13 protein-coding genes, 7 tRNA genes and 1 rRNA gene are annotated in these 14645 nt (G+C 36.8%); 19 read left to right on the plus strand and 2 right to left on the minus strand.

Features of this window, described 5'->3' with window-relative positions:
- The 8 genes from rrf to RZ55_RS01585 all read left to right on the plus strand — a co-directional run.
- Positions 1 to 91: ribosomal RNA gene (gene rrf, locus RZ55_RS01550) — 5S ribosomal RNA — on the plus strand; the annotation flags it as partial.
- 5 nt (positions 92 to 96) lie between these two features.
- Positions 97 to 169, plus strand: a tRNA-Asn gene (locus RZ55_RS01555).
- Positions 170 to 232: 63 nt separating this feature from the next.
- Positions 233 to 305: transfer RNA gene (locus RZ55_RS01560), tRNA-Thr, on the plus strand.
- Positions 306 to 437: 132 nt separating this feature from the next.
- Complete coding sequence (locus RZ55_RS01565; RefSeq protein WP_057175594.1) at positions 438 to 2060, plus strand: peptide MFS transporter; 1623 nt, start codon at positions 438 to 440, stop codon at positions 2058 to 2060.
- A 167-nt stretch (positions 2061 to 2227) separates the two neighbouring features.
- Positions 2228 to 2310 (plus strand) — tRNA-Tyr (locus RZ55_RS01570).
- Between the two features lie 7 nt (positions 2311 to 2317).
- Positions 2318 to 2389, plus strand: a tRNA-Gln gene (locus tag RZ55_RS01575).
- 83 nt (positions 2390 to 2472) lie between these two features.
- The gene (gene proC, locus RZ55_RS01580; RefSeq protein WP_057175595.1) at positions 2473 to 3249 is read left to right on the plus strand and encodes a pyrroline-5-carboxylate reductase; all 777 of its coding nucleotides are present in this window, start codon (positions 2473 to 2475) and stop codon (positions 3247 to 3249) included.
- Between the two features lie 21 nt (positions 3250 to 3270).
- The gene (locus tag RZ55_RS01585) at positions 3271 to 3990 is read left to right on the plus strand and encodes a GntR family transcriptional regulator (protein ID WP_034531866.1); all 720 of its coding nucleotides are present in this window, start codon (positions 3271 to 3273) and stop codon (positions 3988 to 3990) included.
- A gap of 15 nt (positions 3991 to 4005) precedes the next feature.
- On the opposite strand, the gene RZ55_RS01590 is transcribed toward RZ55_RS01585, so the two are convergent.
- Positions 4006 to 4743 carry a WecB/TagA/CpsF family glycosyltransferase gene (locus RZ55_RS01590; RefSeq protein ID WP_431354839.1) on the minus strand — a complete coding sequence of 246 codons (738 nt, stop codon included), beginning with the start codon at positions 4741 to 4743 and terminating at the stop codon, positions 4006 to 4008.
- 92 nt (positions 4744 to 4835) lie between these two features.
- On the opposite strand from RZ55_RS01590, the gene RZ55_RS01595 reads away from it, so the two are divergent.
- The 9 genes from RZ55_RS01595 to RZ55_RS01635 all read left to right on the plus strand — a co-directional run bounded on the left by RZ55_RS01595 (position 4836) and on the right by RZ55_RS01635 (position 11514).
- Entirely contained in the window at positions 4836 to 6308 is a 1473-nt protein-coding gene (locus RZ55_RS01595; protein ID WP_057175597.1) for a nicotinate phosphoribosyltransferase, read from the plus strand.
- Positions 6308 to 7135 (plus strand): ammonia-dependent NAD(+) synthetase, encoded by an 828-nt coding sequence (gene nadE, locus RZ55_RS01600; protein ID WP_053791527.1) that lies wholly within the window; start codon positions 6308 to 6310, stop codon positions 7133 to 7135. The genes RZ55_RS01595 and nadE overlap by 1 nt, the downstream gene beginning before the upstream one ends.
- A gap of 18 nt (positions 7136 to 7153) precedes the next feature.
- Entirely contained in the window at positions 7154 to 7570 is a 417-nt protein-coding gene (locus RZ55_RS01605; protein ID WP_034531875.1) for a hypothetical protein, read from the plus strand.
- A gap of 102 nt (positions 7571 to 7672) precedes the next feature.
- Positions 7673 to 9841: a Tex family protein gene (locus RZ55_RS01610; RefSeq protein WP_057175598.1), complete on the plus strand. Its 2169-nt coding sequence runs from the start codon at positions 7673 to 7675 to the stop codon at positions 9839 to 9841.
- Positions 9842 to 9851: 10 nt separating this feature from the next.
- Complete coding sequence (locus tag RZ55_RS01615) at positions 9852 to 10298, plus strand: SprT family protein (RefSeq protein ID WP_053792487.1); 447 nt, start codon at positions 9852 to 9854, stop codon at positions 10296 to 10298.
- Position 10299: 1 nt separating this feature from the next.
- Complete coding sequence (locus tag RZ55_RS01620; RefSeq protein ID WP_241772083.1) at positions 10300 to 11175, plus strand: homoserine kinase; 876 nt, start codon at positions 10300 to 10302, stop codon at positions 11173 to 11175.
- Between the two features lie 67 nt (positions 11176 to 11242).
- Positions 11243 to 11328 (plus strand) — tRNA-Leu (locus tag RZ55_RS01625).
- A 34-nt stretch (positions 11329 to 11362) separates the two neighbouring features.
- Positions 11363 to 11435: transfer RNA gene (locus tag RZ55_RS01630), tRNA-His, on the plus strand.
- A 7-nt stretch (positions 11436 to 11442) separates the two neighbouring features.
- Positions 11443 to 11514, plus strand: a tRNA-Gln gene (locus tag RZ55_RS01635).
- A 105-nt stretch (positions 11515 to 11619) separates the two neighbouring features.
- Here RZ55_RS01635 and RZ55_RS01640 read toward each other — a convergent pair.
- A complete protein-coding gene (locus RZ55_RS01640; RefSeq protein WP_051592292.1) occupies positions 11620 to 12714 on the minus strand; it encodes an LCP family protein in 1095 nt (364 codons plus the stop codon).
- 273 nt (positions 12715 to 12987) lie between these two features.
- Here RZ55_RS01640 and RZ55_RS01645 point away from each other — a divergent pair, with 273 nt between their 5' ends.
- Both RZ55_RS01645 and RZ55_RS01650 read left to right on the plus strand, forming a co-directional pair.
- Positions 12988 to 13941, plus strand: a complete 954-nt coding sequence (locus RZ55_RS01645; protein ID WP_034531882.1) for a DMT family transporter — start codon at positions 12988 to 12990, stop codon at positions 13939 to 13941.
- Positions 13942 to 13955: 14 nt separating this feature from the next.
- Positions 13956 to 14624 carry a 2,3-bisphosphoglycerate-dependent phosphoglycerate mutase gene (locus RZ55_RS01650; protein WP_057175600.1) on the plus strand — a complete coding sequence of 223 codons (669 nt, stop codon included), beginning with the start codon at positions 13956 to 13958 and terminating at the stop codon, positions 14622 to 14624.
- Positions 14625 to 14645: the final 21 nt, after the last annotated feature.

Here is a 14645-nt window from a genome sequence, read left to right on the forward strand (position 1 = left end):
ACCTGTTCCCATGCCGAACACAGAAGTTAAGCTTCTAAACGCCGATAGTAGTTGAGGGATCGCCCTCTGCAAGGGTAGGAAGTCGCCGCGCGTTATTCCGAATTAGCTCAGTTGGTAGAGCACCTGACTGTTAATCAGGTTGTCGTCAGTTCGAGTCTGACATTCGGAGTATATAAAAAGGTGCTAACATTTGTTAGCACCTTTCTTGTATATTAAAATATACATATCATTTGCCGGCTTAGCTCAGTTGGTAGAGCATCGGTATCGTAAACCGGCGGTCACAGGTTCAAGTCCTGCAGCCGGCATAAAAGAACTAGGATTTAGTCGTCCTAGTTCTTTTATTTTCACTGGATTAAATTTTGGTAAAATTGATAAAATTTTAATCAGAGAGTATAATTACCGTTGCTATGATTTTTAATTGTTTGGAGGAGTATTAATTGGATAAAATTGATAATGATAATCAATCAAAGGGTCTAATTTCATTAACCTTAACTGAATCATTGGAAAGATTTAGTTACTATGGTATGCAAGCAATCCTTTTATACTACATGTACTATTCATTGAGTAGGGGTGGACTTGGGTTTAAGCCTTCTACAGCTGCATCATTATTTGCAATCTATGGATCACTTAGTTACTTATCTGCTGCTTGTGGAGGATACATTAGTGATAGGATTTTAGGAGGGAAAAGAACAGTTTCTCTCGGTGCCATTTTAATTATTTTTGGTCAATTAATTTTAACGATTCCACTCCATAATTCAATTTGGTTATTATTTATATCTCTTGTATTTTTAACTGTTGGGACTGGATTGTTAAAACCAACAATCACAACAATGGTGGGAAACTTATACGATGAACAATATAATACCAGGGCGTATCGTTTTACGATCTTTCTTTCTGGAATTAATATTGGGGCTTTTTTAGCACCAATCATCATTGGTTATATCGGTGTACACGTTAATTTCCATCTTGGATTTTTAATTGGTGCGATTGCTATGGCAATCGGACTTGCAATCTTTGAACGACATACGAAAGACTATAACCAAAACAATAGTATTTATACTTTAAATCCAATTGAACCTTACGAAATTAAAAAGCTACTTGATCGAGTTATGTTATTCGTTGTTTCAATATCATTAGTGTTCCTACTAATGTATGTTTTTGATGCATTGAATCTAGAAAACATTATTACACTATTAAGTGCAATAACTATTATTATTCCATTTATTTACTTCTTTGTGATTATTAGTAGTAACCACACTAGTCAAAAGGAAAGAAAGGGAATGGTAGTATACGTAATTCTATTCATTTGTGCTTCTTTCTTCTGGGGAGTAGAGGAACAAGGACCAATCGTTTTAGCAATGATGGCCAGTGGTAGTACAGATAATGATTTCTATGTATGGAAATACGCCGTATTAGCGTTCTTTATTGTTGCTTCATTGATTATTGGTTACTTTGTTCAAAAGAAGAGTAATAGTGCTTTATTAAAGGCATTTACTGCTGCAATTCTATTGTTCTTTATCTTACTAGGAATTTTCCACAATGGTGATTTTCATGTTCATATTTCAAGAACTTGGTACCAAGCAATTAATCCATTATTTATATTAATCTTTACTCCATTATTCGCTAAATATTGGCATCATAGAGAAAGTAACGCTTTAAAGTCATTCCCACTAGGGGTGTTTCTGGCAAGTATTGGATGCTTGATTCTATTTATTCCAATTAAGTTTTTAGCAGGCAGTGAAGTTAATCCATTATGGATCATTGCAACTGTCGGTATGGTTTGCTTAGGTGAAATGCTAATTTATCCGGTAGGGTTATCAGTAACTTACCGTTTAGCTCCTAAGAACTTCCTTTCACAAATGATGGGGGTATGGTATCTATCGGCAGCTACAGGCCAAGCCATTAACTCTCAAGTAGTTAAATATTTTTCTGTAGATAATGTTAACTACTTCTTGGTATTAGGAAGTATTGGAATTGTTCTATCAATTGTGATGGTAATCTTATTACATCAAGTTCTACGCGATTTGCATATCAGTAGAAAAATTAAAAAAAGTGCTTAAAAAGTGTTGACTTAAACCGCGATTTTCGATATTATATTATTTGTTGATTGGTTGAGATATACCAATGACATCGCAGTTTTAACACTTGCGATTAGGTAAAAAAGTCATTGACAAGCATCTATGATTTTGATATTATATTTCTTGTTGATTACATTTTATATCTTTTCGGAGGGGTAGCGAAGTCTGGCTAAACGCGGCGGACTGTAAATCCGCTCCTTCGGGTTCGGTGGTTCGAATCCACTCCCCTCCATTTTTATTGGGCTATAGCCAAGTGGTAAGGCAACGGGTTTTGATCCCGTGATGCGCTGGTTCGAACCCAGCTAGCCCAACTACTTGAAATGACTAACTTTTATAGTTAGTCATTTTTTTTATGTTATAATAAACACATCATTTTTAAGTTCTGGAGGTTGCTATGAAAATAGGTTTTATTGGTGTCGGAGCAATGGCAAAGGCAATGATTAAAGGGTATATCAATTCTGGTCAAGTTAATGCTAGCGATATATATGTACATGCTCCACATAAGGAAAAATATCAAGAATTCGCAAAGGCTACAGGTATTAACTGTAGCGACAGTAATCAAGAAGTAGCAGCAAGCAGTGACTTGGTTATTTTGGCAACAGGACCAAAACAAGTTGTTGATGCTTTAAAGGATGTTAGAGAAAACCTAAACGGTAAGATTCTAGCATCAATTGCATGGCAAATTTCATTAGAACGTCTAGAAGAGTTAACTAGCTATGATTTACCAATCATTCGTTTAATTCCAAACGTCAACGTGGAAGTTAACGAAGGAATGTTAATTTATAAGGCTAACGAAAACCTAGTTGATCAAAGACTAACAGATACTGTTAAGAACTTAGAACTACTAGGTAAGATGATTGAAGTTTCCGAAGATAAATTTGATGTATCAGGATCATTAATGGGCTGTACTCCAGCATACGCTTATTTGTTTGCGGACATCTTTAGCAGAAGTGCAGTTAATCATGGTCTAGACAAACAAACAGCAACTCAATTAGCAGCACAAGCTATTCTAGGATCAATGAAGATGATTGAAAAATCTGACAAGTCACCTAGTGATTTAATTGACGATGTTTGTTCTCCAGCCGGTGGAACTATCAAGGGATTATTAGCATTGAAGAAGAGCGGCTTTGAAAAGGCTGTAATTGACTGTTTCGATGCAACGCAAGAATAGTAATGAAGGGATAGTGAAATAATGGCTTTGCCAATTTATATCCAAATTCATAATGAAATCAAAAAGAATATCGAAGAGGGTAAATGGAAACTAGGTAGTCGCATCCCATCAGAACGACAACTATCAACTGAATTTAACGTTAGTCGAATGACTTTAAGACAAGCTATTCAAACACTTGTTGACGAAGGTATCCTAGATCAACGTGTTGGTTCAGGTACATACGTTTCCAATGAAAAGGTTCAAGAAAAGATGTCAGGTGTGACTAGTTTTACTGACATCATGTTAGCGCAAGGCAAACTTCCTGCCAGCAAGACCATTTCATATCACACACTAGAACCTTCACTAAGTGAAATTGAAAAGCTAAACATCTCTCAAAACGACAAGGTATTGAGAATGGAAAGAATTCGTTACGGTGATGGTGTGCCCATTTGTTTTGAAATCGCCACAGTTCCTGAAAAGATTATCGATGGTTTAAGTAAAGATGATGTGACCGATTCATTCTACGCATCATTGAAGGAAAAGAAGAACCTAGTACCGAAAGTATCAAGACAAAACGTTTCAGCAACACTTGCTTCCGAAAGAATTGCTGAATACCTAGATATTAAAAAAGGGGATGCCATTCTGTTATTAAGACAGGTGACATCACTACAAAACGGCCAACCATTTGAATACGTTCGTACTCAATATGTGGGTGAAAGATTTGAATTTTATTTAGATAGTAAAAAAAGTACATTCGACTAATGTCGATGTACTTTTTTATTTTGCTTCATTCTTCTTTTGTTTCTTTACTAAACGAATGAACTTTGGCAATGCCAACATACGTTTGAAACGGGTAGGTTCCTTGATTAAACGGTATAACCATTCAATGTGGTGATTGATCCAAAATTGTGGTGCACGTTGAACGTGACCGGATAAAACATCAAAACTACCACCTAGGCCAATCCATAGACCATCGTTTACATGACGATATTTTTCGATGAAGTATTCTTGCTTAGGGAAACCTAAGGCGACAAACACCATATCAGGCTGATTTTGCTTGATTTCAGCGGCAACTTTATCACTATCGGTAAAATACCCATCATGATAGCCAGAAACGGTTAAATCTGGGTATTTTTGCGGAATAATCTTCTTTAAATCAGCGATTACTTCTGGTTTGGCACCTAAAAAGTATGCAGATTTATGATTTTGATTACCCCAACTTAATAGGTCTAGTAGAATATCGTATCCGGTAATTCTTTCATTCATATCTGAACCTAAGATATTGGCACCCATAACGATACCAATTCCGTCGGCAACTAGGTAGTCAGATTTTTTAATTGTATCGGTGTATTTTTGATCGTTTAAAGCATGAACAACAATTTCGGGATTAGCGGTGACGACAAAAGTGTTTTCACGTTTATCGATTCTTTGCTTGGTGTTTTCCATGAAATCATTGAATGAACTGTTTAAAAAATCAAAACCTAAAATATTAACAGTTTTATTTTCCATTGCAATACCTTCAAATAAATTATTATGATTATTTCTTTAATTAATGATAAAATAAAAGACAATAAAATGCGACAAGTATTAGGAGGATTTCATAAAAAATGTCAAATGAATTTTATAATTTAACATTACATACTGATGCATATGAAATCAATATGATGCAAACTTACTTCCAAGCTGGTTTGCAAAATCGTCGAGCTGTATTTGAAGTTTACTTTAGAAAGATGCCTTTCGAAAATGGTTTCGCCATTTTTGCAGGATTGGAAAAAGTAATTAACTATATTAAAGATATCAACTTTACTGATGATGATATTGAGTTCTTACGTTCTCAAAACGAATATACCGAAGAATTTTTAGAATATCTTCGCGACTTTAAGTTTACTGGATCAATTCGTTCTTTGGTTGAAGGTGAATTGGTATTCAATAACGAACCAATGCTTCAAGTTGAAGGAAATGTTTGTGAATGCCAACTAGTTGAAACAGCAATCTTAAACATCGTTAACTATCAAACATTAATTGCTACTAAGGCTGCTAGAATTAGAATGGCAGCCGGGGATGACCCACTACTAGAATTTGGTAGTCGTCGTGCTCAAGAAACTGCTGCGGCCATCTGGGGAACCAGAGCTGCATACATTGGTGGTTTTAACGCCACATCGAATGTTTTAGCAGGTAAAAACTTTAATATTCCAATTAGTGGAACTCATGCCCACTCATTAGTCGAATTATTCCAAGATGACTACAAGGCGTTCAAGGCTTACGCACAAAGTCATCACGAATGTGTTTTCCTAGTTGATACTTTTGACACCTTAAAGAGTGGTGTTCCTAATGCTATCAAGGTTGCCGATGAAATGGGTGACAAGATTCATTTCGCCGGTGTTCGTATCGATTCTGGTGATATGGCATACCTATCAAAACGTGTGCGTGAAATGCTAGATGATGCTGGCTATCCAGACGCTAAGATTTTTGCCTCAAACGACCTGGATGAAAAGACCATCACTAGTTTGAAAATGCAAGATGCCAAGATTGATGTTTGGGGAATTGGTACCAAACTAATTACCGCATTCGATCAACCAGCACTAGGTGCTGTTTACAAGATGGTATCCGTTGAAAATGATAATGGTGAAATGGTCGATACCATTAAGCTATCAAACAACGCTGAAAAGGTATCTACACCAGGTAAGAAACAAGTATGGAGAATTACAGAACGCAAGGACGGTAAGTCAGAAGGAGACTACATCACATTAGATGATGAAAATCCAAATGATGAAGACAGTCTATACATGTTCCATCCTCAATACACTTACATTAACAAGACATTGACTGATTTTGACGCAAGACCTTTATTAAAGGACATCTACAAAGATGGAAAATTAGTTTACGATCAACCAGAATTAGCCGATATTAAACAATATTCAGAAGATGTATTATCATCACTATGGCCTGAGTACAAACGTGAGTTAAACCCACAAGAATACCCAGTTGATTTATCAACCAAATGTTGGAAAAACAAGATGAGCATTATCAAGGATGTTCACGATAAAATCAAAAATAAGCAAGACAAGGGTGAATTGTAATGAGAGAAAAGCAAGCAGAAATCATTGATGCATTAAAGGTAAAGCCATCAATTGATCCAAAAGAAGAAATCAGAAACAGTGTTGACTTCCTAAAGAGTTACCTAAAGAAAAACACTTTCCTAAAGACTTTAGTTCTAGGAATTTCAGGTGGACAAGATTCTACTTTGACCGGTAAGTTAGCACAAATCGCCATTAACGAAATGCGCGAAGAAACTAATGACGATGAATACAAGTTTATCGCCGTTAGATTACCTTATGGAACTCAAGCTGATGAATCAGATGCAATGGATTCAATTGCTTTCATCGAAGCTGACAAGACTATTAGAGTAGATATCAAACCAGCTGCTGATGCTGCGGTTGCCTCTGTTGAAGCTGATGGAATGGAAATTTCTGACTTCAATAAGGGTAACATCAAGGCAAGACAAAGAATGATTGCTCAATACGCAATCGCTGGTCAAACTCACGGTGCCGTTTTAGGAACCGACCATGCTGCTGAAGCCGTAACTGGTTTTTACACTAAGTTTGGTGACGGTGCTGCCGACATTACTCCACTATGGCGTTTAGACAAACGCCAAGGTAAGGCAATGTTAGCCGAATTAGATGCACCAAAGCATTTATATGAAAAGACTCCAACTGCTGACCTAGAAGATAACCGTCCAGCTTTACCTGATGAAGTTGCTTTAGGTGTCACTTACGATGATATCGATAACTACCTAGAAGGCAGAGAAGTTTCAAAAGATGCTGCAGAAAAGATTGAAAACTGGTATATTAAAACAGAACACAAACGTCATCTACCAATTACAATTTACGATGACTTTTGGAAGTAAGAAGGGAATTTTTGAATTATGAAGAAAAACAAGATGGCAATCTATGCCCCATTTTTATCTGATTTAATCACTAACACTAACAAGGTTGGTGAAGAAATGAGTCATGATTACGATCCATTGGAAGAAGCCGTTGCTAACAACGATTACTCATCAATCGATTTGACAAGCACAAAGGATACTTTTCAAAAGGGTACTGATAAGTACAAAGAATTCTTATCACAACTTGATAACGTCCAAGTTCCTGCCAAGGAATTAGGTCGTCACTCAATCCTAAAGGAAGCTTATGCTGACTACGTTAAGGGATGCCAAGACATGGTAGACAGTATCAAGGCTGACACCATTGAAGCAGATGCTTTTAATGAAGCAGGTAAGCTACAACAAGATAGCATCGAACGAGTATTTAAGACAGCTCAAAAGATTATGATGTCAATGTAATAAAAACAAAAGATAGTTGGTAAATATTACCAACTATTTTTTTATCTAAAAATGCAATGATATAATTAAAGACAAACTCAAATAAGAAATGAGATGAACGATTTGGATCAATCAATCATTAAAAAAATCAGAAAAGAATTAGGTAGCTATTCTGAAAAACAAATCACAGCCGTTATTTCTATGCTAGAAGATGGCAATACCGTTCCATTTATCGCTAGATACCGTAAGGAACGCACAGGCAGTTTGGATGAAGTGCAAATTAGAGAAATTGCCGATGCCAACACTAAAATCACTAACCTAGAAAACCGTAAAGAAGAAGTGCTTCGTTTAATCGAAGAACAAGGTAAACTAACTGATAAACTAAAAGCAGACATTGAAAAAGCCGAATCAATGCAAAGAGTCGAAGACTTGTACCTGCCATACAAGAAAAAGAAGAAGACCAAGGCAATGATTGCCAGGGAACAAGGTTTAGAACCATTGGCCAAACTAGTTTTGGCTAACGATGATTCCTTTGCGAATAAGGCAAAAGACTATGTGGATGCAGAAAAAGAATTGAACAGCGTCGAAGATGTATTGAACGGTGTTCATGAAATCTTAGCTGAAGATATCGGAAACGATGCTCATTTAAGAGAATGGATTCGAGAAGATACCAAGAAACATGGTGAAATCGCCAGCAAGGCCAAAAAGGATGCCGATGAAAAAGATGAAAAGCACGTCTATGAAGATTACTATGACTTTTCACAACCAATTAACCAATTGAAGAATCACCGTGTTCTAGCGTTAAATCGTGGTGAAAAGGAAAAGGTATTAACGGTCAGCATTGATGTTAATACCAATGTCATCTATAAGTTCTTACAAGCAGAAACTAACCGTAAGCGTAACGGTAAGTCTGCTGAATTTGTGAAGGATGCTTATGAAGATGCATACTCCCGTTTCATGAAACCAGCAATTGATCGTGAAATCAGAAATGAATTAACCGATGAAGCTGATGAACACGCCATTAATATCTTTGGTAGAAACTTGTATAACCTATTGATGCAAGCGCCAATCAAGGGCAAAGTAGTGATTGGCTTTGACCCAGCTTACCGTACAGGATGTAAATTAGCGGCAATTGACGATAATGGAAAATTCTTGGATAAGCTAGTGATTTATCCACATAAACCAGCAAGCGATGCTAAACGCCAACAAGCTAAAAAACAACTGGTTGATTTCATTAATAAGAACCATGCTGAAATGATTGCCATCGGAAATGGGACAGCAAGTCGTGAATCAGAACAATTTGTTTCAGAACTAATTAAAGAAAATAATCTACCGGTATATTACGTAATTGTTAATGAAGCCGGAGCTTCTGTATACTCTGCAAGTCAAAATGCCCGTGATGAATTTCCTGACTTTCACGTTGAAGAACGTTCTGCAGTAAGTATCGGAAGACGTCTTCAAGACCCGTTAGCTGAATTGATTAAGATTGATCCTAAGTCAGTAGGGGTTGGTCAATATCAACACGATTTACCTGCTAAACAATTAGACGCCCAATTGAATCGAGTTGTGGAAACAGCTGTTAATAAAGTCGGGGTCAACGTTAATACCGCTAGTCCAGAGTTATTAACCCATATTTCAGGAATGACTAAGACCACTGCCAAAAACGTGGTGAAGTTTAGAAACGAAAATGGTGAATACAAGACTCGTCAATCCTTATCAAAGGTACCTAGATTGGGACAAAAGACTTATGAACAAGCCATTGGTTTCTTAAGAATCTTAGACGGTAGTAACCCACTGGATAATACCGACATTCACCCGGAAAGTTACAAGATTGCTAATCAAATTGTGGATGAATTGAACTTAAGCTTGGATTCATTGGGAACAAGCAAAATCAACCAAGCATTATCCACATTCGATGTTGATAAGTTTATTAACGAAAATGGTTATGGAAAACAAACTGTTTTAGACATCATCGATGGATTAAAACGTCCAGGAAGAGACTTCCGTGATAACATGCCAACTCCAGTCCTAAAACAAGATGTATTGAAGATTGAGGACTTAAAAGAAGGGATGCAACTACAAGGAACCGTTAGAAATGTTATCGACTTTGGTGCATTCGTTGACGTGGGTGTAAAACAAGATGGACTTGTCCACATCTCTCAAATGAGTGATCAATTTATTTCTGACCCAAGTAGCGTTGTTTCCGTTGGTGACATTGTTGACGTATGGGTATTATCTGTTGATATTAAACGAAATCGAATTCAACTAACGATGATTAACCCGGAGAAGTGATAAAATTTAAATGAATGATCAAGAATTACAATCATTGGTGGAAAAGATTTCACAAGAATCGTTCGCCAAGCCATTTAAGCACCGTGCATACTTTAATAATCGTTTAAGGACCACTGGTGGAAGATACCATGTGGCTAGCCATGATATTGATATCAACCCTAAGATGTTAACTGAACATTCCATGGAGATATTGGTAGGGGTAATTAAGCATGAGCTTTGCCATTACCATCTCCATCTTGCCGGTTATTCCGGTAAGCATAATACGTTAGCGTTTAAACGATTATTGAAGACGGTGGGTGGTTCAAGATTTGCGCCGGCACCTGTGGACAAGCGTCCATTCAAATATGTTTGTACACATTGTGGACAAACTTACCGTCGTAAGCGTAGAATTGACACTCACAAGTATGTATGTGGAAAATGTCGTGGAAAACTAAAATTAGACACTGGAGATGATTAGTTTGGATAAAAAAATAATTATTCGAGTACCTGCTACATCAACAGGAATCGGAGCTGGAATTAACTCAATCGGAATTGCTTTTGGTTTATACTACACAGTCATTGTTGAAGAAGAAATGCAACACTGGCAAGTTAACCATGCATTGGGCGACGACGTTCCGAATGATGAAAACAACATTATCGTGCAAACCATCTTAAAGGTTGATCCAACAATCAAACCTCACCAATTAACTGTTATGTCAGATGTTCCAATTGGAAGAGGACTTGGTTCAAGTACCACCGCAATTGTTGCGGGAATCAAGATTGCAAATGCGTTAGGTGAATTAGAACTTTCACTAGACGATGAAATTAATATCGGTAGTAAGATTGAAGGCCATGCTGACGGTGTCGCATCTGCATTATTAGGTGACATTACCGTTTCTTATTTCAATGGAGAAATGGCTACAACAGTTAAGACCCAAATTCCAGAGGTTATTAACGCGCTAGTATACCTGACCAAAGATGACGGTAGTGACAAGGCTATCTACAAGAACCAAGTTAGCTCTGTAGACGCTGTAAAAGCCAGCAGTGCCACCAATGTATTAGTAGCCTCTTTAATGAGTAATGAATGGACTAAAGCTACTGAAATGATGGAAAATGACGCTATTTATACCGATAACATCTATGAAGTAGTGCCAGAACTTGAAACCATCAGAAAACAAGCCCATGAACTAGGAATTTACGGTACATTCTTAAATCAGTCACATCGTTGTGTGATTACATTTGGTACCGAATCAGAACTAAATCAATTACGTGACAGATTAAATGTCGGAAAACTAGATGGAGTCATGAGATTGATTAAAGTCGATCACAGTGGTGCCACTGTACGCGGTGAATAAAAAAATTTAAAACACCTATTGCAAAGTAGGGGAAAATCACATATAATAATATTTGTGATTTTTTATTGCGGCCATGGCGGAATTGGCAGACGCGCAAGATTAAGGATCTTGTCGGGATTATTCCCGGTGGAAGTTCGAGTCTTCTTGGCCGCATTAATGAGAAATCATTATCACATATAATAATATGGCGGTAGTGGTGAAGTGGTTAACACATCGGATTGTGGTTCCGACACGCGTGGGTTCGATTCCCACCTACCGCCCTTTTATTGGGCTATAGCCAAGTGGTAAGGCAACGGGTTTTGATCCCGTGATGCGCTGGTTCGAACCCAGCTAGCCCAACTACTTAAAAAGGAGACATCCATTTGGATGTCTCCTTTTTCTTTGTCTTCATGATGTAAAAGTAGGGGATATAAAAAAGGTTCTGGTATTAACCAGAATCTTTTTTTAGTTATCAGTTGAGTAATTGATTTGAGTGGATGAACTACTCATTACGCTGGAACCAACACTGTAGTCACTAGTTTGACTTTGTGTTTGGTTTAATGAAGTAAGTTTGCTCAATCCAAGGCTTTGTCTAATTGAGTTTGAAATGTTTAGAAGAGTTTCTTGGGTTGGTACTTCGTAATCAATACCGTCAACAACAGCAGTTTCACCTTGAAGAGTTTGTGACTTGATGTGGTGAGTTGCGTTTCCGTATCTTTCACGTAAAGCAACCATATCATCAAACTTCATGTCAGTCTTAAGGTTACCTGAGATTGAACTTAGGATTGATTTGTATCTTGGTAATGAAGAGATGTTCATACCTTTTAGAACAAGTTTTTGTAGCACTTGTCTTTGTCGCACTTGACGACCGTAGTCACCAGCAGGATCTTGGTGTCTCATTCTTGAGTAAGCAAGAGCTTCAGCACCATTTAATGTAACTGTTTTACCCTTAACAACATTCGCAGAATCATAATGGAAAGTTAAAGGAGGAGTAACGGTAACACCACCAACAGCATTAACCATCTTTTCTAGACCACCCATGTTAATGATTGCATAGAAGTCAATTGGAACGTTTAACAAGTTTTGTACAGTTTGTACGGCACTTGAAGCACCACCAATAGTATATGCAGCATTAATCTTTTCATAAGGTTGTGAATCGCCAGGAACAGTTACCTTAGTATCACGAGGGATACTTGTTAGGTAAATTGTTTCCTTCTTAGGATTGATAGTAGCTAGGATCATAGTATCAGTTCTACCTGTGTCATGACGTCCTAGGGCACCAGTATCGGTACCTAGAAGTAAGATTGAAACAGGTTTGTTCTGAGCAATGACGCTAGATACGTTTCTTTCTTTTGTGGATAAACCTGGTTGATAAGCCTTATCCGCAGCATTCTTCATGTTGACATAAACACCATGAGCAATGATTAATCCAGTAACTACTAGAACTAAAAAGACAATAAGTGAGATCCAAGCACCCTTATGGCTTTTCTTCTTCTTGAAGTGAGGTTGATTTCCTCTAGTTCTGGAAGCTCTATCGATGTTTTGATTATTGTTTTGCATAAATCAAAAATAGCTCCTTTATTCTGAATTTCCCCATTATACTACCTATAATCAAGATACGTAAATATAAGTAACATTATAAACTTATTTTTTTGAAAATAATAATACTTACGAAATATGTAATAAATTGTAATGTTTTTGTTACATTTTTAATAAGGCCGTGGGATATGATATAATTATGATGTTAATATAAAAAACATCACAACAAGAACTTTAAGTTTGTAGTGTATCAAGTTTTTTATAATTTGTAAATTTAAAGGAGCGCGTTTAAAGTTGAAAAAGACTTTTCTGTATGTTTTAATTTCCACGTTTATGTTTAGTTCAATGGAAATTGCACTAAAAAGTGTCCAAGGAGTTTTTAGTCCAATCCAATTGAACTTAATTCGATTCTTTATTGGGGGATTGGTTTTAATTCCAGTTGTCATGAAGAATGGAAAGCAAACATTATTGACGAGTAAATGGAAAAGTTTAGGTGTTTTCTTATTAACTGGATTTTTATGTGTGGTAGTCAGCATGACGCTATTCCAATTAGCCATCATGTATGATGAAGCATCAACGGTAGCGGTGCTATTCAGTTGTAATCCAGTATTTGCATTACTATTCGCTTTCTTTATTCTAAGAGAAAAGATTAGTCGACTAGGATTTATTTCACTAGTTCTTTCTATTATCGGATTGCTTGTCATAGTTAATCCGGCCAACCTTACCAACCCATTGGGAATTTCATTAGCATTGGGTTCAGCACTAACATTTGGTCTTTACAGCATTGTATCCAGATGGGGTTCACAAGTTACCGGTCAAAACGGACTAGCAACTACTTGCTACACATTTTTAGCAGGATCTGTCGAACTTTTAATTTTAGTATCAATTACCAATATTTCTGCTGTTGCAAACTACATGAATAAGGTAGAATGGTTGAAACCATTTGCAAATACACCAATCATTCATAATATTTCCATGAATTACTTCTGGATTCTATTATTCATTTGTGTCTGTGTTACAGGTGGTGGATTTGCATTCTACTTCCTAGCCATGGAAAGAGCAGGGGTATCAATTGCCTCAATCGTATTTTTCATCAAACCAGGATTGGCACCAATTTTGGCAATGATCTTGTTAGGTGAAAAGATTACAATTAATACCTGGATTGGAATTGTGATTATTCTAATCGGTTCTGTGATTACATTTATTGGTAGTCAGATGGAACAAAAGAATGCTGCATTAGAAGAATAAAAAGAGATGATAATATGTCGTATTTAGTAATCATGCGTCATGGTCAAAGTGTTGCCAACGAAAAGAATGTTTTCACTGGTTGGAGTGATGTTGCCTTAACTGAAAAGGGTATTCAACAAGCTCACGATGCTGGTAAGAAGATTAATCAATTGGAAATAGACTTTGATCATGCTCATACTTCGTTTTTAAAACGCGCAATTGAAACGTTGCATATTGTGTTAAGTGAAATTAACCAACAATATATTCAAGAGACAAAGTCATGGCGACTAAATGAACGTCATTATGGGGCGTTGCGCGGTCGTAAGAAAGATGACGTTAAGTTACAATATGGACCTGAAAAGTTTGCTGAATTTAGACGCAGCTACACGACGGTCCCACCATTGTTAGATCAACCCGACGAAGAACATAAATATGCAAAAATCGGTGTGATTGAACCACGTGGTGAAAGTCTAAAGATGGCATATGAAAGATTGATGACATACTGGCAAGACTCGATTGCTCCTAAGTTATTGGATGGTCAAAACGAGTTAGTTGTCGCCCATGGGTCAACTCTTCGGGCTTTAATTAAGTATTTAGATAATATTAGTGATGATGACATTGATCGAGTGGAAGTTCCAAACGGAAAGCCAATCGTTTATCATTTCGATGATAAGTTGAATGTAATTAGTAAAAAGACAATATAAAAAGAGCTGATAAATTATCAG

The organism is Apilactobacillus kunkeei, from assembly GCF_001421115.1.
Taxonomy (GTDB): Bacteria; Bacillota; Bacilli; order Lactobacillales; family Lactobacillaceae; genus Apilactobacillus; species Apilactobacillus kunkeei_F.

Coding starts and splice junctions, on each gene's coding strand:
- proC (WP_057175595.1), top strand. CDS start 2,473: ATGAAAATAGGTTTTATTGGTGTCGGAGCAATGGCAAAGGCAATGATT.
- RZ55_RS01585 (WP_034531866.1), top strand. CDS start 3,271: ATGGCTTTGCCAATTTATATCCAAATTCATAATGAAATCAAAAAGAAT.
- RZ55_RS01595 (WP_057175597.1), top strand. CDS start 4,836: ATGTCAAATGAATTTTATAATTTAACATTACATACTGATGCATATGAA.
- nadE (WP_053791527.1), top strand. CDS start 6,308: ATGAGAGAAAAGCAAGCAGAAATCATTGATGCATTAAAGGTAAAGCCA.
- RZ55_RS01605 (WP_034531875.1), top strand. CDS start 7,154: ATGAAGAAAAACAAGATGGCAATCTATGCCCCATTTTTATCTGATTTA.
- RZ55_RS01615 (WP_053792487.1), top strand. CDS start 9,852: ATGAATGATCAAGAATTACAATCATTGGTGGAAAAGATTTCACAAGAA.
- RZ55_RS01640 (WP_051592292.1), bottom strand. CDS start 12,714: ATGCAAAACAATAATCAAAACATCGATAGAGCTTCCAGAACTAGAGGA.
- RZ55_RS01650 (WP_057175600.1), top strand. CDS start 13,956: ATGTCGTATTTAGTAATCATGCGTCATGGTCAAAGTGTTGCCAACGAA.